We start from the raw sequence: 17865 nt of genomic DNA on the forward strand, positions 1-17865 counted from the left end.
GAGAAGCCAGCGAAGCGATGAAGCCGAAACCCACATTGCCGGCTTGAGGCCTCCGCGAAAAACCCAAAAAAAAACCCCGCCATGAAGACGGGGTCTTTCGAAGATCCGAAGCGCTATGCGCTTACTTGATCTTGCCTTCCTTGTATTCGACGTGCTTCCGGACGACGGGGTCGTACTTCATGAAGACCATCTTTTCCGGGGTGTTCTTCTTGTTCTTCGTGGTCGTGTAGAAGTGACCGGTGCCCGCGGTGGAAATCAGGCGGTGCTTATCGCGCTTGCTTGCCATGTCTCGATCTCCTTAGATCTTTTCGCCGCGGGAACGGAGGTCGGCCAGCACGGACTCGATGCCGTTCTTGTCGATGGTGCGCAGCGCGTGGTTGGAAACGCGCAGCTTCACCCAGCGGTTCTCGCTGGCGACCCAGAAGCGACGCTCGTGCAGGTTCGGCAACCAGCGGCGACGGGTCTTGTTGTTCGCGTGCGAGACGTTGTTACCGGTCTGCACACCCTTGTTGGTGACTTGGCATCTACGGGCCATGGTGGCCTCCTTATAGATTCGTTGGACCGCCCTTTGGCCAGGACGGCATCGGCCCAGCAGCGCGCCGATCGACCGGACGCCACGCGATGGCTGGAGGTTGGAGCGCTTCCGCCGACGAGGCCCGCATCGCGTGACGGACCTGCCCGACATGTCGGGCTGGCATAGGGAAGCCGGGCATTCTCTCAGAATCTGGCATGGCGGCGCAAGCCGGACTGTGCGGCGCGCCGGGTTGTGTGAAACAATCCCGGCTTTCGTGCCAGCGGCACGCAGTCAGCCCACACGACGCCTTTTCGAGGACTACGCAATGGCAGAAATCACCGCCAACGGCCAGGCCGGCCAGCCGCAGCTCATGCTGCAGAAGATCTACGTGAAGGACGCCTCCTTCGAGGCGCCGAACGCCCCGCAGGTGTTCCAGGAAATGGGTGAGACCGAGGCGCAGCCGCAGGTCCAGCTCAACCTCGGCCACAAGGCCGTGGACCTGGGCAACGATCTCTTCGAGGTCGTCCTCAGCCTGACCCTCACCTGCAACCTAGGCGAGCGCACGGCCTATCTGGCCGAAGTGCACCAGGCGGGCATCTTCGGCATCGCCGGCTTCACCGGCGACGACCGCGACGGCATCCTGGGCTCTTACTGCCCGAACCTGCTGTTCCCGTACGCGCGCCAGATGGTGTCGTCGATGATCCAGGAGGGTGGTTTCCCGCCGTTCCTGCTCCAGCCGATCAACTTCGACGCCCTCTACGCCGAACAGCAGCGCCAGCAGCTTGAAGGCGCAGGTGCCCATCCGCTCAATAGCTGAGCGATGAGCGCCACGTCCCGACCCACCGTCGCCGTTCTCGGCGCCGGGTCATGGGGTACCGCGCTGGCAGCCTTGCTGGCGCGTAATGACGTTCCCACGCGCCTGTGGGGACGTGACGCCGACGCCCTGGCCGCCATGGCCGCGGCGCGGCGTAACCTGCGTTACCTGCCGGACCTCGATCTCCCGCGCGAGCTGACCTACGAGGCAGACCTCGCCACCGTGCTTCGCGGTGCCGACATCGTGCTGCTGGTGGTGCCGAGCCACGCTTTCGCGGCGCTACTCGACCAGATCGTGCCGCTGCTCGAACCGCATACCCGTGTGTCCTGGGCGACCAAGGGCTTCGAGACCGGTACCGGCCGCTTCCTGCACGAGCTGGTCAACGAGAAGCTTCCAGGGCGGCCCGCCGCCGTGGTCACGGGCCCGTCGTTCGCCCGTGAGGTCACAGCCGGCCTGCCCAGCGCCGTCACCGTGCATGCCACGGACGAGGCGTTCGGGAAGGAACTGGCGGTTCTGCTGCACGCCCCTAACTTCCGCGCCTACACCGGGCACGACATCCTCGGCGCGGAACTCGGTGGCGCGATGAAGAACGTGCTCGCCGTTGCGACCGGCGTGGCCGACGGCATGGAGCTGGGTCTCAACGCCCGCGCCGGCCTGATCACCCGTGGCATGAACGAGATGCTGCGACTCGGCGTGGCCCTCGGTGCCCGGCCGGAAACGCTCATGGGCCTCGCCGGCCTCGGCGACCTCGTGCTCACCTGCACGGGCGATCTCTCGCGCAACCGCCGTCTGGGCCTTGCCCTGGGGCGCGGTGTCCCACTGGAGGAGGCCGTGCGTCAGATCGGCCAGGTGGTGGAAAGCGTGGTCACGGCGGACGAGGTGGCCCGCCTGGCGGACTTCCACGGGCTAGACCTGCCCATTTCGTTCGGTGTCCGTGCCGTGCTGCACGGCGAGGTCACGCCGGAGGAAGGCTTGCGCACCCTGATGGGGCGCGAGCAGAAGGCCGAATACCCGGTCGATCTGTTCCCCAACCGGCCCGCCTGACGCCGCTTGATGGCGTCACCCGGCTCGCTGAACCGGGCCGGTCCATGGGGTAAAAATCCTACGGGTTCCCGATCCCGCCTTTGCTAAGCTTCCTGTTTTGGTCGCGCGGGCGGGATCGATAGGGATGCATCAACCGGACGACAAGCGCAGGCGGGACGACGCCGCGGGGACCCTGCCCCAGGCGTGGCGCCGCGTCCTCGGCGAGCCCGCCGCAAGCGCCGTCGCCGAGCGCAGCGTGCTGGGCTTCTTCCTCGAGGGCGTGAACGACGACCACGAGCCGGCCGCGCATCTCGACGTCGCCCCCGTCCTGCTCACGGTGAGCCCCGAGGGGCGCTACTCCCGACCCTTGCCGCTGGATAGCCGGCACCTTCCCGACGTCTCGTTGACCGTCGCCGAGAAGCGACTGGCCGCCACGCTGCTCGGCCTGCCGCAGACCTTGCGCAAGAGTCGCAGCTACGCCCGTTTCACTGGTGCGCTGGGCGACCAGCTGCTCGCGGAGATCCTCGACACCGCGCCCTGTTTCTTCGGTGGCGTGGCCGGCCTGCAGCTCTCGCGCGGCAAGCCGCATCCCCTGCGTTGGCGCTGGAATCTCGAAAAGGATGGCAGCCAGAAGCTGCTTCCCGACGTGCCCGCCAGCCAGCGCCTGTTCCGTGTGGGCTCGCTGTGGTTCCTCGACGCAGAGCACGCGGAGGTTGGGCCGCTCGAAGCTGCTCCCGAAGAAAGCGCCTGGCTCGATCTTCCGCCGCTGCCGCCGGAAAGCACCGCGGCGTTCCGCGCTGAGCTGGACGCTGCACGCATGGGGCCACGCGTTCCTGCGCCGCAGATGCTCGGCGAGATGAAGCGTGCGGAGGTCTCGCCGCGGCCGGTGCTCGTGCTGCATGCCCTGACGCGGCATGCGCGGCTGGCGGCAGGCACCCCGCCCCTGGCGTATGGCCGGTTGGCCTTCGACTACGCGGGCGAGCGCCTGCCCGGTCGCGGCGGCGAACCGCTCGTCCGTCGCGTGCGCAATGGGGCGCTGCTCGAGATCAGCCGGCGTCGCGCCGAAGAACTGGCCTCGATGGAAAACCTCGAGTCGGTCGGCCTCAACCCCGCCGTCGATACCGAGGGGCTCCCGTGGGACATGGCCGATACGCTGCCCGACGACGCCTGGCTGTTTCCGGGTAAGGGCTATGCGGGCGCGCTCGAAGTGAACACGCCGGCTCGCTGGCTCGCACTGCGGCCGAAGCTGGAGGCCGATGGCTTCGTGCTCGAATACGCGCCGAGTTTCCCGTTCGAGGTACTCGAAGGGCCTGTTCGCTGGTACGGCCAGGCCCATGAGGATGACGCCGATCGCGCCTTCGATCTCGAAATCGGTATCGAAGTGGAAGGCCGCCGGGTGAACCTGCTTCCGGCAGTCGCGCAAGCCCTGGCCGAGCACCAGCTCAGCCTCAGCCCCACGCCCGGCGAAGCCGAGGACTCCGTGTGGTACGCCCCTGTGGACGAGCGCCGCCGCGTGCCCGTGCGCTTGAAGGAACTGCGCGGGCTGCTCGCGCCGCTGGCGGAATACCTCGAAAAGCCTCGGCAGCAATTGCATCTTCCGCGCGTCCAGGCGGGCCGGTTGGAAGAGCTGGCCCAAGCGCTGCCGAGCGGCGGGTCGTTCGAGGCGCCCGAGCGCCTGCGCGGATTCACACGCCGTCTTCGGGAAGCTGCGGAGCGCGCGAGTGACGCTGTTCCGGAAGGGCTGCATGCCGAGCTTCGCGGTTATCAGCGCGACGGCCTGCGCTGGATGAACGCACTCGCGGAGGCCGGCACCGGTGGCGTACTCGCCGACGACATGGGCCTAGGCAAGACCTTGCAGCTCATCACGCACCTTCTCGCGCTGAAGGAGAGCGGCAACCTCACGTCGCCTGCGTTGGTGGTCGTGCCGACGAGCCTCGTGCCCAACTGGATTTCCGAGGTGGCGCGCTTTGCCCCCAGCCTCACATTGCTCGCCCTGCACGGTCCGCAGCGCGCGGAGACCTTCACCCGCATTCCCGAGCACGACGTCATCCTAACGACCTACGCACTGCTGCCGCGCGACGTGGAGACGCTGCGCAAGCAGGCGTTCTCGCTGGTCGTGCTCGACGAGGCTCAGCAGGTCAAGAACCCGCGCACGCAGGCGCGCCGTGCGCTGCTCGCGATGAAGGTGCCGCGTTGTCTGTGCCTTACCGGCACGCCGCTGGAAAATCACCTTGGCGAACTATGGTCGCAGCTCGATCTCGCGGTGCCCGGCCTGCTCGGTGACGAAGGCGCGTTCCGCCGGCACTACCGATTGCCGATCGAGAAACACCAGGACTACGAATGCCAGGATCGGCTCAACCGCCGCATCGCACCGTTCATCCTGCGTCGTACGAAGGCGCAGGTGGCGTCCGAGCTGCCGGCGAAGACGGAAATCACCCGACGCGTGGTGATGGAGACGAAGCAGCGCGATCTCTATGAAAGCCTGCGTCTTTCGCTCGCGGAGGAACTGCGCGAGGTCATCGCGCAACGTGGCATCGCACACAGCGGCATCGTGGTGCTCGATGCGCTGCTCAAGCTGCGCCAGGTGTGCTGCGATCCGCGTCTGGTGAAACTCGAAGCGGCGCGCGGTGTGCGCGACTCGGCCAAGTTCGAGCTGCTGATGGACATGCTTCCCGCGTTGCTTGCGGAAGGCCGCCGAGTGCTGCTCTTCAGTCAGTTCACCGAGATGTTGAAGCTCATCGCGGTCGAGCTCGATCGCCGCCGCATCAGCTACGTCACGCTGACCGGCGAGACGCGCGATCGTGCCGAGCCGGTGCGACGCTTTCAGGATGGCGAGGTGCCTCTCTTCCTGCTGTCGTTGAAGGCGGGCGGCGTGGGCCTCAACCTCACCAGCGCCGATACCGTCATCCATTACGATCCGTGGTGGAATCCTGCCGCCGAGGCGCAGGCCAGCGATCGCGCGCATCGCATCGGGCAGGACAAGCCGGTGTTCGTCTATCGGTTGATTACGGCCGGCACCGTGGAAGAACGCATCGAGGAACTGAAAGCGCGCAAGGCCGAACTGGCCGATGCGGTCCTCGAAGGCGGCGGCAGCCGCGAGCGCCTCAGCTTCGACGAAAGCGATCTCGACGCGCTGCTTGCGCCGCCAGCTTGAAGTGCCGCAAAGGGTGATCGGTATCTCGTTTTGCGGGATCCCTTGATGTCTGGGTCAGATTCTCAAGACAGAGCGGCCGTTCGCTGACGATCATTGTGGTGCGCGCCCTATGGCGTGCGTGCGGCACCGATGGTGCCGCGCTCATTCAATGGAGTCATTCGCGAATGAATCGCATGGTGGCCGCGAGCATGCTCGCGATTTTTTCAGGGCTGCCCTTGGCAGCACAGGCTCAATTCGTCGGAACGTGTACAAGCGAGTTTCCCGTCCCGCCGTCGCGGTTCGATCCGGATCCATTCTTCAAGCATGTGGAGTCGCTAGGCACCCATGCGGCTGAAGGCATCGAGGTGCTGCGAGCACACTGGCCCGCAGGAGAAGCGCTGACTCAATCCAAGGACTTTGCCAACAGTTGGGTGGCGGGACCGGCTTCGCTGGTGGATGGCATCGACGTGACGGACTCGGAGTTCCGCACGGCGCGAGACGACGCATCGCGCCTCATTCTCGCGACCATGGCGACCGCCGGACCGTGCGTGAGCCTGGAAGCCGTGCGATCCCGTTATCCGTCGGCCATCATGACGGATGCGCCGCGATCGGCTTCTCCGGACGCCCGCGCCGTATGGTCGATCTACGGCCCCGCGGGCGAAATCGCCTTCGGTTTCTCGTATGCCAACCCGAAGTGCGTGTCCCGCGTCACGGTCAAGCCCGGCGTCTTTCCGCCGTCCTGGCTGCTCTGAGGCATGAAACGAAGATGCCCGGCATGTGCCGGGCATCTTTTGTATTGCGGACTCGCGGATAGGCTCAGCGACGCAGCGGCGAGCCGCCTGCTTCGACGATCGCCAGGGCGGCGCCGCCGACCAGGCCCGGTTCCGGGTTCATGATTGCCTGGGTGGGCACGTTTTCCATGGTGTCGCGGAAACGGCCCTTGGCCTCGAAGCGCTCGCGGAAATTGCCCTGCTGAATCCACGGCAGCAGCACCGGAATCATGCCGCCGGTGAGGTAGACGCCGTCCCACGCGCCGAGCGTAAGCACAAGGTCGCCCGCTACGCTGCCGAAGATGCCGGCGAACGTCTCGACCGCGCGCGAGCACATCGCGCAGGTGCCGTCCTTCGCACGCTTGGTGATGTCTTCCGGCGTGATCGCCTCGTCCGGCTTCTGGCCGGAGATTTCGCAGATGGCCGTGTACAGGTTCACGAGGCCCGCGCCGCAGATCAGTCGCTCGTTGGAGACGCGGCCATAACGCAGGTTGAGCACCTTGAGGATTTCGATGTCCTCGGCCGTGTGCGCGGCAAAGCCGGCGTGGCCGCCTTCGGTCTGCAGCACGCTGACCTTGTCGCCGCGAATCAGCAGGCCGCCGACGCCGAGGCCGGTGCCCGGTCCGACGACCACGAAGGTCTGTTCTTCCTTGGCGCCGATGACGGGAATGGCGGGCTTGCCGACCTGCACGAGTTCGGTATGACCTTGATCGTCCACGGTCTTTTCGGGACTCATGAGCATCACCGCCATCGACTGGGCGGCGAAATCGTTCACCAGGTGAACCCATTCCAGGTTGAGTTCCTTCGCCAGGCTCTTCGCGGAGATCGCCCACGGGTTGTTGGTGACCTTCACCGTCTCGCCGTTGTCGATGCGGCCAGCGGCGGCGATGATCGCGCGCTGCGCCTCGTGGCCGGTTTCCTTGAAGTACTGCCTCGCCGCGTCGCCGAGCGATGCGTAGTCCTTGACGTGGTAGCGCCGGATGCTCTCGCTGATCAGCGGCTGGTCTTCATCCGGGTGTGCAATGCCGAAGCGCACGTTGGTGCCGCCGAGATCGGCGAGCAGGGTCGGCGCCGGGGCGCTCACGTTGGCCATGTTGGGGAAACCTGTCGTGTCACGGAAGCCGTCAAGGGTGCCTCGCGGGCGCGCTCGCGTCTAGTGAATGCGTGTGGCGGTATGTTTTTGCGAGGTGAGGGACCGCAGGGGGTGGATCAGCCGTGCGGCACTTTCACGTAAACGATTACGTCGGCAGAATACCGTATTGCCCGTGGCAATGGCAGGCACGGCCTGACCGCCCCGGGTCCAACGAGAGGGTATGTGATGGCAGCGGTCGGCCTCGATAAGGTGCGCAAGGTTTACCCCAACGGGCACGTGGCCCTGAAGGAGGCGAGCTTCGAGATCGCCGACGGCGAGCTGCTGGTGCTCGTGGGCCCTTCCGGGTGCGGCAAGACCACGCTCCTGCGCATGATCGCGGGCCTGGAATCGATCTCGGGCGGCACGATGACTATCGGCGGTCGCGTGGTGAACGACGTGGCGCCGAAGGATCGCGACATCGCGATGGTCTTCCAGAACTACGCGCTCTATCCGCACATGACCGTGCGCGAGAACCTGGGCTTCGGTCTGCGGCTGCGTGGCGTGGCGAAGGAAGAGATCGATCGTCGCGTGGCCGACGCTTCCGACATGCTTGGCCTGGACGAGCGCCTCGACCACCGTCCCGCGGCACTCTCCGGCGGACAGCGGCAACGCGTGGCGCTTGGCCGCGCCCTGGTTCGCGATCCGGCGGTCTTCCTGCTGGACGAGCCACTGTCCAATCTCGACGCCAAGCTGCGACTGTCCACGCGCGTCGAAATCGCGCGCATCCACCGTCGGCTCGGCGCCACGATGGTTTACGTGACCCACGATCAGATCGAAGCCATGACGCTCGGTCAACGCATCGTGGTGCTGAACGGCGGCGAGATCCAGCAGCTCGACACGCCGATGAATCTGTACAACAAGCCCGCCAACCTGTTCGTGGCGGGCTTCCTCGGCAGCCCCGCCATGAACCTGTTCCACGGCACGCTGCGCAACGAAGATGGCTTACGCCTGGTGATGCAGGAGGGAAGCATCTCGCTTGGCGTCGATTCGCCTGCACTTGCTGCGTATATCGACAAGCCGCTGATCGTCGGATTGCGTCCGGAAGATCTGCTCACCGTGGCGGACCATGCGGGGGTGGACGAGCGCCTCCGCGCCCATGTGGAAGTCGTCGAGCCGGTAGGCAACGAAGTGTTCCTCAACATGCGTCACGTCGGCGAAGAACTGGTATCCCGTGTGCCGCCCCATTCGTCGATCCAGCCGGGTACGGATGTGGGCCTGGGCTTCCATGCGGAGCGGCTGCACTTCTTCGATCCGGAGACGACGGCGCGCATCCAGGCGTGAGCACCGTCACATATTGCGAATGCGATCCATTCTCAATAAGCTAGGCACCCACCGCCCCTGACGAGGCGGCAAACCACTCAGATAACCCGGCTGCCAGCCCGGAGGCACGTGCCTCCTTCGCAAGCTTCCCGATGCCTAGCGAAGGACGCACGACGTGTTCACAACTCGGAAAAACCACCTCGCCGCTGCCGTCGGCGTGGCACTCCTCTGCACCGCGGCGGCGGAAGTGGCGCATGCCGCCAATGCGCCGGCCGCGCCGATCGCCACTGCCGCGGACGACCTGCCGCGCATCACCGTCACCGCCATCGGCTCGTCGCTGCGTTTCGACGTACCTGCCACGGTGACGGTCATCGACCGCCAGAAAATGGATCGACACCTCGTCGCCAACATCCGCGACCTCGTGAAGTACGAGCCGGGCGTGTCGGTCGTCGGCACCGCGGGTCGCTGGGGCCTGGACAGCTACAACATCCGTGGCCTGGACGGTAACCGCGTCTCCATTCTGACCGACGGCGTCGCCGCTTCGAGCTCGTTCGGCTTCTCGACCACGGGCATGCGCGCAGGGCGCAGTTTCGTCGATCCGGATACGCTCAAGTCGGTCGAAATCACCCGTGGTCCCGCCTCGGCACTGAATCCTTCGGATTCGCTCGGCGGCACCGTGCGTTACACCACGAAGGACCCCGGCGATTACCTGAAGGACGGCAAGGACACCTACGTCTCCGTGCGTGAGCGCTACGACAGCGCCGACCGCTCGCTCGGTACCTCGCTGACCCTCGCCGGCGGACGTCCCGACAACGGCCTGGTGATCGTCGCCAACCATGTCGAAGGCCGCGATCTCGGTAACAAGGGTGACGTTTCCACGCAGAACTACACGCGCACGCGGCCGGATCCGCTCACCCAGAACACCACCAGTCTCCTGGCGAAGTACGTCCACGTGGCGGCGAGCGGCCGCGAAGATCGCGTCACCGCCGATTTCTATCGCAACAACGTCGATACCAATGTCTTGAGTGCCGTCGGCCAGCCGGGCACGACGCGCCTGCTCACGGATACCGCTAACGATCGCGCGACGCGGCAACGTATCTCCGTAGGCCAGCGCTTCCCGACCATCGCCATGGTCATCGCCGATACGCTGGAGTGGAACGTCTACTGGCAGAAATCCGAGACCGAATCGCAGACCCGCACGCTCGCGAACGTCCCCACACGCAACGCCACGTACGACCGCCTGTATCTCAGCGACCTCGACGAGAAACTGTTCGGTGGACACCTGGCGCTGGGCAAGACCATCGACTCGGGTAGCGTGCAGCAACACATCACCTACGGCCTCGAAGCATCGCGTACCACGCCCACCGGTCAGCTCGGTGGCGAGGGCACCAACATCGCTACCGGTGTGACCTCAAGCAGCTCGCCATACATGCCGGAGAATTATCCGCTGCGTTTCTTCCCACGCAACGATACCGATCGTTACGCGGTGTTCGCGCAGGACGAATTCGCACTGCTCGACGGTCGCGTCCGTATCACTCCGGGGGTGCGTTGGGATCACTACGCGTTCAAGCCGGATCAGAATGATCCGTACTACCGGAGTTCGTTTGTCCAGGACGGGCTGGATGACGTGAAGAAGAACCGCTTCTCGCCGAAGCTGGGCGTCACCTGGTCGGTTACCGACAACGTCGAGCTGTTTGGGAACTACAGCCAGGGCTTCCGGCCGCCGTTGTACAACGAGCTGGCAGTGGCGTGGGGTACGGCGCGCTTGTACGGCATCGTGCCGAACGCGAATCTCAAGCCCGAGACCAGCAAGGGCGTCGAGATCGGAGTGCGTGGCAACGGGGAACTGGGTTACTTCAGCGCCAGCGCGTACTACAACCGGTATCGCAACTTCATCTTTGGCGGATACACGCTCCCACGTAGCGAGTGGCCACAGTGGGCGGTGAACCAGAACCTGCTGATCGTGATGCAGTCGGTCAACTTCCCGAAGGCGACCATCAAGGGTGTCGAGGCGTCGGGTGGCCTGAAGCTGGGTTCGCTGACCGACGTCCTCGCCGGATGGCGCATCGAGGGCAACCTCGCCGCCGCGAAGGGCGACAAGAGAACCTATGAAGGCGGCTGGTCACCGCTCAACAGCGTGGACCCGCTGACCGCGACGCTTGGAGTTGCCTACGACGCGAAGAGCTGGGGCGCGGAGCTGATCGGCAAGGGCGTACAGCGGAAATCGCGCCTTGACGATGACGCGGCCTTCCGTGCGCCCGGCTATGCCACGTTCGATCTCTACGCGCACTGGAAGCCATGGGAGCCGCTGGAGTTGATGGCAGGCGTGACGAACATCGCCGACAGGAAGTACTGGGACTGGGGTTCGCTGCATGGCGGCGTGCTCGCCAACGTCGCCACCGGCGGCGGCATCGATGATGCCCAGGCTCGCAACGCGCAGATCGAGCGGCTGACCATGCCGGGTCGCGCCCTTGTCGTTTCCGCTCGCTACACCTTCTGAGGAGATCTCGCATGCAGGATATCCCGTCCGTCAGCGCGCCGCGCATCGATATCCCGGCGTTGCTCAACGGCTATCGCCAACTCCGTGAAACCGAGCCCGGCCTGCGCGCGCGTGATGTCGCGCAGCGGCTGGGCGTAAGCGAAGGTGCGCTGGTTGCCAGTCGTGTGGGCGACGGCGTGACTCGCCTAGCGGGAGACTCGCCCGCGATCATCCGTGACCTTCCTTCACTGGGCCATGTGATGGCGCTGACGCGTAACGCGTACTGCGTGCATGAAAAGAAGGGCGTTTACGATCACATCGATATCGGCGGCACGATGGGCATCGTGCTTGCCGAGGACATTGATCTGCGTCTCTTCCTGCGGCATTGGCGCTATGGCTTCGCCGTGAAGGAGCACTCGCGTGGGCGCGATCTGGAGAGCCTTCAGTTCTTCGATGGCGATGGTACGGCGGTGCACAAGGTGTACCTGACCGAGGTCAGCGACCGCTCGGCGTGGCGGACGCTGTTGCAGCGTTACACGGCACCTGTGCAGTCGCCGCTCATCGATATCGGCGCAGTCGAGGAACCGTTGCCGAAGCGTCTTGCCGATGCGGCCGTCGATACGGCTTCGCTGCGTGACTACTGGCGGGCGTTGCGCGACCCGCACGACTTCTTCGCCATGCTGAAGAAGCACAAGGTGACGCGCACGCAGGCCCTGCGGCTGGTGGGCGATGAATTCGCCACGCCCGTAGCCAACGAGGCTGTTCGTACGGTGCTGGAAGGCGCGTCCACTACGGGGATACCGCTGATGGTCTTCGTCGGTTCCCCAGGCGTGGTACAGATCCATACGGGTCCCGTGGCGAACATCGTCATGGCGGGGCCGTGGATCAATGTGATGGACCCCTCGTTCAACCTGCACCTGCGGATGGACGCCATCGCGAGCAGCTGGATCGTGCGCAAGCCCGTACCCGAAGGCGTCGTGACGTCGTTGGAACTGTATGCGGCGGACGGCACGCAGATCGTTCAGGTGTTCGGCAAGCGCAAACCAGGCGTGCCCGAGCGCGACGACTGGCGAGCACTGCTCGATACGGTGGAGGTATCGGCATGAAAGCCGGGCACCTGTTCCTTGCCGTGCTCCTTGGCGCGTTGCCGTGCGTGGCCATCGCCGCGACGCGTGTGGTCTCGCTCGGTGGCGATATCACGGAGATCGTGTATGCCATCCATGCGCAGGGCGAGCTTGCAGGCGTGGATTCGACCAGCACGTGGCCGGAGGCGGCGCGCAAGCTGCCCGATGTCGGCTACGTTCGCCAGTTGAGCGCCGAAGGCGTGCTTTCGTTGCGCCCGGATCTGATTCTTGCCACGCACGACGCCGGGCCATCGACGGTCATCGAGCAGATCCGCGGCGCAGGCGTGCGCATAGAAACGCTTCCTGTCTCACGCTCCGCCGAGGACATCGAGGCGAAGATCCGTCGCATCGGCGAACTGACGGGGCACGCCAAGGAGGCGGATGCGCTCGCCGACGATGTCGCCGTGCGTTTCGCCACGCTGGCGAAGGCCGTGGCCGCCATGCCTACGCACCCACGCGCGGTTTTCCTGATGTCGACCGGGCAGGGCAGCCCGATGGCGGCAGGGCATGACACGGCGGCGGACCGGGCCGTTGCGTTGGCCGGCGGCGTCAATGCGGCGGCCGACCTGTCCGGCTACAAGGCCGTGTCCCCGGAAGCGCTTGTCGCGATGAAACCCGATGTCATCCTCCTGATGAAGGAGCGCGAGGACGCCGTCGGAGGCATCGATGGCGTCCTGCACATGCCAGGCGTGGCGGACACGCCCGCCGGCAGGGCGAAGCGCATCTACTTCGTCGAAGGTCAGGCTCTGCTCGGCTTCGGGCCGCGCACCGCGGAGAACGCAGCGGCCCTACAGGCACGCTGGTCCAGGCTGTGAGCGCCGTGGTGATATCGCTGCCGCGCCATCGCGCGGGCCGCCACGCAGCACTCGGTGTGTTGGCCATGCTGCTCGTAGCGGTCGCTACCTGGAGCCTGACGCAAGGCGCGATGGCCATAGGCCCCGGCGATGTTGCCGGGGCGCTTGTGCGGTGGCTGGCCGGCGAGGCGGGGCGTGGTGACGATGCCATCGTTCTGTCGCTGCGATTGCCCCGGCTGCTCCTCGCTGTGGTCGTCGGTTCGGCGCTGGCGGCGGGTGGCGCCACCATGCAGGGCTTGTTCCGGAACCCTCTCGCCGATCCCGGCCTGATTGGCGTTTCGGCCGGTGCCGCCCTGGGTGCCGTGGGGGCGATTGTCCTGGGTAGTTCATCGGGATCGTGGCACGTGGCCCTTGCAGCGTTCGCCGGTGGGCTGGCTGCCACCTCCGTCGTGTTCCTGTTAGGCAGGCGCCGTCCGGGCGTCGCATATCTCCTGCTGGCGGGCGTGGCGATCAACGCCGTCGCGATGGCGGGTGTCGGCCTGCTCACCTACCTCGCCGACGAGAACCAACTGCGCGACCTGACGTTCTGGTCGTTGGGAAGCCTTGGCGGAGCCAGCTGGTCGCGGCTGCGCATCGTCGTTCCGTGGATTGTGTTGCCGCTGCTTTGCCTGCCGCGTGCGGCGCGTGCGCTGAACGCGTTGCTGCTTGGCGATGGCGAAGCTGCGTTGCTTGGTTTTCGCCCGGAGCGGCTGCAGCCCTTCCTGATCGCGATGGTCGCGCTATCGGTCGGCGCATCCGTCGCGTTCACGGGGGTGATCGGTTTTGTCGGCCTCGTCGTTCCCCATCTGCTGCGCATGTGCTTCGGTCCGGATCACCGGTTCCTGCTGCCGGCGTCCGCTGTGGGGGGTGCGATCCTTCTCGTGGTGGCGGATGCGCTGGCGCGCACGATGGTTGCACCGGGCGAGCTGCCCATTGGCGTGCTCACCGCGCTGGTCGGCGGCCCGTTCTTCCTGTGGCTGCTGTTGAGCCGGCGCATCGGCGAGGCCGCAGCATGAGCCGGTCCACGGAAGGGCGGTTCGTCACGGAAGACGTGTGTGTGGTGCGTCAGGGCCGCACGATCGTCGGACACGTCTCGATGTCCGCCTCGCCTGGACGCGTGCTCGCACTGGTCGGCCCGAATGGGGCAGGGAAGAGCACCTTGCTCGGCGTGCTGTCGGGGCGTATCCGCCCGGATGCCGGCCGGGTGATGCTGGACGGCACCTTGCTGGACGCGTGGGAGCCGCGCGCGCTCGCTCGCCGACGCGCCATGCTCTCGCAGCGCGTGGATCTGGCGTTCGGCTTCAGTGCGTACGAGGTGGTGCTGCTTGGCCGCAGCCCGCACGTACAGAACGCCGAGCGAGACGGAGCCATCGCCAGCGCGGCGCTCCGGGCCGCTCATGCCTGGGATCTGCGCGACCGGCGGTACACGGCGCTCTCTGGCGGCGAGCAGCAGCGGGTGCAGTTGGCCCGCGTGCTCGCTCAGGTGTGGGAGGGCGGTCGTGACGGCGCGTGGCTGCTCCTTGACGAACCGGAAGCCGGTCTGGATATCGCCCACCAGCACTTCATCCTTCAGCGCGCTCGCGCTTGCGCCGCCGCGGGTCTCGGCGTGATCACCGTGTTGCACGACCTGAATCTGGCGGCCCGTTACGCCGACGAGGTGGCTGTGCTCGCCGCCGGTGCCATGCTTCGCCGCGGGCCACCGCACGAGGCTCTGGAGACCTCGCTCCTGTCCGAGATCTATGGCATTCCGCTGGGCCGCTCCTTCGGCATCGACGCGGCCTGAGCGGCCTGCGACGACCTGACGCCCCGCCATGCCGCCGAGGGGGCGTAAAATGGCGAATCGCCACACGTACAGGCTCGTCCCATGACCTTTCCCGCCGTTCGTATGCGCCGCATGCGCCGCGATGCGTTCTCTCGCGCGCTGATGCGCGAGACCGTACTCACCACTTCCGACCTGATCATGGTGGCCTTCGTGGTCGACGGCGAAGGCGTGCGACAGCCGGTACCGTCGATGCCCGGCGTCGAGCGTCTCTCGATCGATGAGCTGGTGAAGCTCGGCGAGCAGTGCGTGACCCTGGGCATTCCGGCGCTGGCGCTGTTCCCCTCGGTCGATGGTTCGGTGAAGACCGAGGACGCGCGCGAGGCCTGGAATCCGGATGGCTTGTTCCAGCGCGCCACGCGCGAGCTGAAGCGTCGTTTTCCGGAGCTGGGCCTCATCGGCGACGTGGCGCTCGATCCGTACACCACGCATGGACAGGACGGCCTGATCGACGACGCCGGCTACGTCATGAACGAGCCGACCATCGAGGCGCTGATCAAGATGTCGCTGGCGCAGGCCGATGCTGGCATGGATTTCGTCGCGCCCTCGGACATGATGGACGGCCGCATTGGTGCCATTCGTGACGCCCTGGAGGATGCCGGCCACATCCATACCCGCATCCTGGCCTATTCGGCCAAGTATGCGTCCAGCTTCTATGGGCCGTTCCGCGATGCGGTCGGTTCGTCGGCCAACCTCGGCAAGGGCAACAAGCACACCTACCAGATGGACGTCGGCAACAGCGACGAAGCCCTGCGCGAGGTGGAGCTGGATCTCGCCGAAGGCGCCGACGCAGTGATGGTGAAGCCCGGGCTGCCCTACCTGGACATCGTGCGTCGCGTGAAGGAAACCTTTGGCGCGCCGACGTTTGTCTACCAGGTGAGCGGGGAGTACGCCATGATCAAGGCGGCCGCGCAGAATGGCTGGCTGGACGAGAAGGCTGTCGTACTGGAATCGCTGCTGGCGATGAAGCGGGCAGGCGCCGATGCGATCCTCACCTACTTCGCTCTCGACGTGGCCCGCTGGCTGAGCGAACCCACGCGATAGCGGCAACATGCGATGCCGGCGGCATCGTCAAACGCCGCCGAAATCGCCAAAACCCATGCGTCCCCGCGTGACATAATCCGGCAGACACATAGGGAGCCGGGATGGACGGGCATCATTTTCTTGAGACGGCGGTCGTCTTCCTGCTGGCGACGGTGGTCGCCGTTCCTCTGACGAAACGTTTCCGCCTCGGCGCGGTGCTCGGCTACCTGTTGGCCGGCGTGGTGATCGGGCCGTCCGTACTCGGTCTGGTCAGCGATACCGCGGGTGTCGCCACGATCTCCGATTTCGGTGTCGTGCTGATGCTGTTCGTGATCGGCCTCGAGCTGTCGCCGTCGCGCCTGTGGGTCATGCGTCGCGCGGTCTTCGGCAGCGGCAGCCTGCAAGTGTTGAGTTGCGCGCTGGCGCTCGGGGTCACGGGTTACTTCCTGTTCGGTCTCACCTGGAAGGCTGCCGTCATCGTTGGCGGCAGCCTCGCGCTCTCTTCAACGGCCTTCGGCTTGCAGATCCTTGCCGAGCGGAAGGAGGCCGGGTCGGTCTACGGTCGCCAGGCGTTCGCTATCCTGCTGTTCCAGGACCTGGCCGCCATTCCTCTGATCGCCGCCATTCCGCTGCTCGGTGGCGCGCTCGCGCGTGACGCACACGCACCCGACATGACGAGCGTGCTCCGCGTCGTCGGCACGATCTTCGCGGTGATTGTCGGCGGGCGGTTACTGCTGCGTCACGTTTTCCGTTTCGTCGCGCGCGCCAAGAGCACGGAAGTCTTCACCGCCACGGCCCTGCTGGTGGTGATGGGTACCGCATGGCTCATGGAGCTCGCTGGCATTTCAACCACGCTGGGCGCGTTCCTCGCCGGCCTGCTGCTGGCCGACTCGGAATACCGCCACGAACTCGAATCCAACATCGAACCGTTCAAGGGGCTGCTATTGGGCTTGTTCTTCATCAGCGTGGGCATGTCCGTCGACCTCGCCATGCTGGTCGAGAAGCCCCTGCTGGTGCTGGGGATGGTCGCGCTGCTGCTGGCGATCAAGGCTGCGCTGATCCTGCCCCTTGGCCGCTTGGTGGGATCGCTCGGTACGGCGGATTCGGTGCGGCTCGCGGCCTTGCTCGCCTGCGGTGGCGAGTTCGCTTTCGTCATTCTCAACCTTGCGCAGCAGAATCGCCTGATCGACGGTGACCAGCGCGGCCTGATGGTGATGGCGATCTCGCTGTCGATGGCGCTGACGCCCGTGCTGGTGTTGCTGGCTTCCCGTCTCATGCGCGAGCGCGTGAAGAAGCCCGATCGTGCGTTCGACGAGATCGAGACGGACGCGCCGCGCGTCATCATCGCAGGCTTCGGTCGCATGGGTCAGATCGTGGCGCGCGTGTTGCGCGCGCAGGGCATCCAGTTCGTGGCCCTGGAAAGCTCGGTGGAACAGGTGGAAACCTCGCGCCGCTTCGGGGGCACCTCGCTCTTCTTCGGCGATCCTGCGCGCCCTGAAATGCTGCGCGCGGCGCAGGCGGACAAGGCCGAGGTCTTCGTCATCGCCACCGACGATCCGGAAGCCAATCTGCGCACGGCGCGGCTGGTGCGCAGGCAGTATCCGCACCTGAAGATCGTGGCCCGCGCACGCAACCGCCAGCACGCGTTCCGCTTGATGGATATCGGTGTGGAAGACCCGGTGCGCGAGACGTTCTATTCCAGCCTGGAAATGACGCGCAATGTACTGGAGTCGCTGGACATGCCGGCGGACGTCGCGCAGAGCCGCATCGACCGTTTCCGCAAGCACGACGAGCAGGTGCTGCGAGCCCAGTACCTCGTCTACGACGACGAGACAGCACTCGTGCAGAGCACAAAGGAAGCGCTGCACGACCTGCAGCAGCTCTTCGAAGCCGACCTGGCGGACGAGCGCGAGCGCGGCGGCGCGTAGGGCCTGTTCAGGC

The 17865-nt window shown here is 65.9% G+C and carries 15 protein-coding genes; 12 read left to right on the top strand and 3 right to left on the bottom strand.

All coding sequences use genetic code 11. The features are described 5' to 3' along the window. Nucleotides 1-121 precede the first annotated feature (121 nt). The gene (gene rpmG / locus BT115_RS09315; RefSeq protein ID WP_036109728.1) at nt 122-286 is read right to left on the bottom strand and encodes a 50S ribosomal protein L33; all 165 of its coding nucleotides are present in this window, start codon (nt 284-286) and stop codon (nt 122-124) included. A gap of 12 nt (nt 287-298) precedes the next feature. After that, nucleotides 299-535 (bottom strand): 50S ribosomal protein L28, encoded by a 237-nt coding sequence (gene rpmB, locus BT115_RS09320; protein ID WP_072322354.1) that lies wholly within the window; start codon nt 533-535, stop codon nt 299-301. Nucleotides 536-839: 304 nt separating this feature from the next. On the opposite strand from rpmB, the gene secB reads away from it, so the two are divergent. The 4 genes from secB to BT115_RS09340 all read left to right on the top strand — a co-directional run bounded on the left by secB (nt 840) and on the right by BT115_RS09340 (nt 6236). Further along, the gene (gene secB / locus BT115_RS09325; RefSeq protein WP_072322355.1) at nt 840-1331 is read left to right on the top strand and encodes a protein-export chaperone SecB; all 492 of its coding nucleotides are present in this window, start codon (nt 840-842) and stop codon (nt 1329-1331) included. A 3-nt stretch (nt 1332-1334) separates the two neighbouring features. After that, nucleotides 1335-2372 carry an NAD(P)H-dependent glycerol-3-phosphate dehydrogenase gene (locus BT115_RS09330; RefSeq protein WP_072322356.1) on the top strand — a complete coding sequence of 346 codons (1038 nt, stop codon included), beginning with the start codon at nt 1335-1337 and terminating at the stop codon, nt 2370-2372. Nucleotides 2373-2496: 124 nt separating this feature from the next. Next, a complete protein-coding gene (locus BT115_RS09335) occupies nt 2497-5505 on the top strand; it encodes a DEAD/DEAH box helicase (protein WP_072322357.1) in 3009 nt (1002 codons plus the stop codon). 164 nt (nt 5506-5669) lie between these two features. Beyond that, nucleotides 5670-6236: a hypothetical protein gene (locus BT115_RS09340; RefSeq protein ID WP_072322358.1), complete on the top strand. Its 567-nt coding sequence runs from the start codon at nt 5670-5672 to the stop codon at nt 6234-6236. Nucleotides 6237-6300: 64 nt separating this feature from the next. On the opposite strand, the gene glk is transcribed toward BT115_RS09340, so the two are convergent. After that, nucleotides 6301-7338 carry a glucokinase gene (gene glk / locus BT115_RS09345; protein WP_072323137.1) on the bottom strand — a complete coding sequence of 346 codons (1038 nt, stop codon included), beginning with the start codon at nt 7336-7338 and terminating at the stop codon, nt 6301-6303. A 234-nt stretch (nt 7339-7572) separates the two neighbouring features. Here glk and ugpC point away from each other — a divergent pair, with 234 nt between their 5' ends. From ugpC to BT115_RS09385, 8 genes are all read left to right on the top strand, one after another. After that, nucleotides 7573-8667, top strand: coding sequence for an ABC transporter ATP-binding protein (ugpC, locus tag BT115_RS09350; protein ID WP_072322359.1), 1095 nt, complete (start codon nt 7573-7575; stop codon nt 8665-8667). A 154-nt stretch (nt 8668-8821) separates the two neighbouring features. Beyond that, a complete protein-coding gene (locus BT115_RS09355; RefSeq protein ID WP_072322360.1) occupies nt 8822-11146 on the top strand; it encodes a TonB-dependent hemoglobin/transferrin/lactoferrin family receptor in 2325 nt (774 codons plus the stop codon). A gap of 11 nt (nt 11147-11157) precedes the next feature. Continuing rightward, complete coding sequence (locus BT115_RS09360; RefSeq protein ID WP_072322361.1) at nt 11158-12231, top strand: hemin-degrading factor; 1074 nt, start codon at nt 11158-11160, stop codon at nt 12229-12231. Continuing rightward, the gene (locus BT115_RS09365) at nt 12228-13064 is read left to right on the top strand and encodes a heme/hemin ABC transporter substrate-binding protein (protein ID WP_072322362.1); all 837 of its coding nucleotides are present in this window, start codon (nt 12228-12230) and stop codon (nt 13062-13064) included. Before BT115_RS09360 ends, BT115_RS09365 begins: the two co-directional genes overlap by 4 nt. Further along, complete coding sequence (locus tag BT115_RS09370) at nt 13061-14098, top strand: FecCD family ABC transporter permease (protein ID WP_255369398.1); 1038 nt, start codon at nt 13061-13063, stop codon at nt 14096-14098. Before BT115_RS09365 ends, BT115_RS09370 begins: the two co-directional genes overlap by 4 nt. Further along, the gene (locus BT115_RS09375; protein ID WP_072322364.1) at nt 14095-14865 is read left to right on the top strand and encodes a heme ABC transporter ATP-binding protein; all 771 of its coding nucleotides are present in this window, start codon (nt 14095-14097) and stop codon (nt 14863-14865) included. Before BT115_RS09370 ends, BT115_RS09375 begins: the two co-directional genes overlap by 4 nt. A gap of 81 nt (nt 14866-14946) precedes the next feature. After that, the gene (gene hemB / locus BT115_RS09380) at nt 14947-15945 is read left to right on the top strand and encodes a porphobilinogen synthase (RefSeq protein WP_072322365.1); all 999 of its coding nucleotides are present in this window, start codon (nt 14947-14949) and stop codon (nt 15943-15945) included. Between the two features lie 101 nt (nt 15946-16046). Further along, nucleotides 16047-17852: a monovalent cation:proton antiporter-2 (CPA2) family protein gene (locus BT115_RS09385; RefSeq protein ID WP_072322366.1), complete on the top strand. Its 1806-nt coding sequence runs from the start codon at nt 16047-16049 to the stop codon at nt 17850-17852. Nucleotides 17853-17865: the final 13 nt, after the last annotated feature.

The organism is Luteibacter sp. UNCMF366Tsu5.1, from assembly GCF_900119235.1.
Taxonomy (GTDB): Bacteria; Pseudomonadota; Gammaproteobacteria; order Xanthomonadales; family Rhodanobacteraceae; genus Luteibacter; species Luteibacter flocculans.

Excerpts from the sequence above, each read along its gene's own strand:
- rpmG (WP_036109728.1), bottom strand. The coding sequence starts at position 286 with ATGGCAAGCAAGCGCGATAAGCACCGCCTGATTTCCACCGCGGGCACC.
- rpmB (WP_072322354.1), bottom strand. The coding sequence starts at position 535 with ATGGCCCGTAGATGCCAAGTCACCAACAAGGGTGTGCAGACCGGTAAC.
- secB (WP_072322355.1), top strand. The coding sequence starts at position 840 with ATGGCAGAAATCACCGCCAACGGCCAGGCCGGCCAGCCGCAGCTCATG.
- BT115_RS09330 (WP_072322356.1), top strand. The coding sequence starts at position 1,335 with ATGAGCGCCACGTCCCGACCCACCGTCGCCGTTCTCGGCGCCGGGTCA.
- BT115_RS09335 (WP_072322357.1), top strand. The coding sequence starts at position 2,497 with ATGCATCAACCGGACGACAAGCGCAGGCGGGACGACGCCGCGGGGACC.
- BT115_RS09340 (WP_072322358.1), top strand. The coding sequence starts at position 5,670 with ATGAATCGCATGGTGGCCGCGAGCATGCTCGCGATTTTTTCAGGGCTG.
- ugpC (WP_072322359.1), top strand. The coding sequence starts at position 7,573 with ATGGCAGCGGTCGGCCTCGATAAGGTGCGCAAGGTTTACCCCAACGGG.
- BT115_RS09360 (WP_072322361.1), top strand. The coding sequence starts at position 11,158 with ATGCAGGATATCCCGTCCGTCAGCGCGCCGCGCATCGATATCCCGGCG.
- BT115_RS09365 (WP_072322362.1), top strand. The coding sequence starts at position 12,228 with ATGAAAGCCGGGCACCTGTTCCTTGCCGTGCTCCTTGGCGCGTTGCCG.
- BT115_RS09375 (WP_072322364.1), top strand. The coding sequence starts at position 14,095 with ATGAGCCGGTCCACGGAAGGGCGGTTCGTCACGGAAGACGTGTGTGTG.
- hemB (WP_072322365.1), top strand. The coding sequence starts at position 14,947 with ATGACCTTTCCCGCCGTTCGTATGCGCCGCATGCGCCGCGATGCGTTC.
- BT115_RS09385 (WP_072322366.1), top strand. The coding sequence starts at position 16,047 with ATGGACGGGCATCATTTTCTTGAGACGGCGGTCGTCTTCCTGCTGGCG.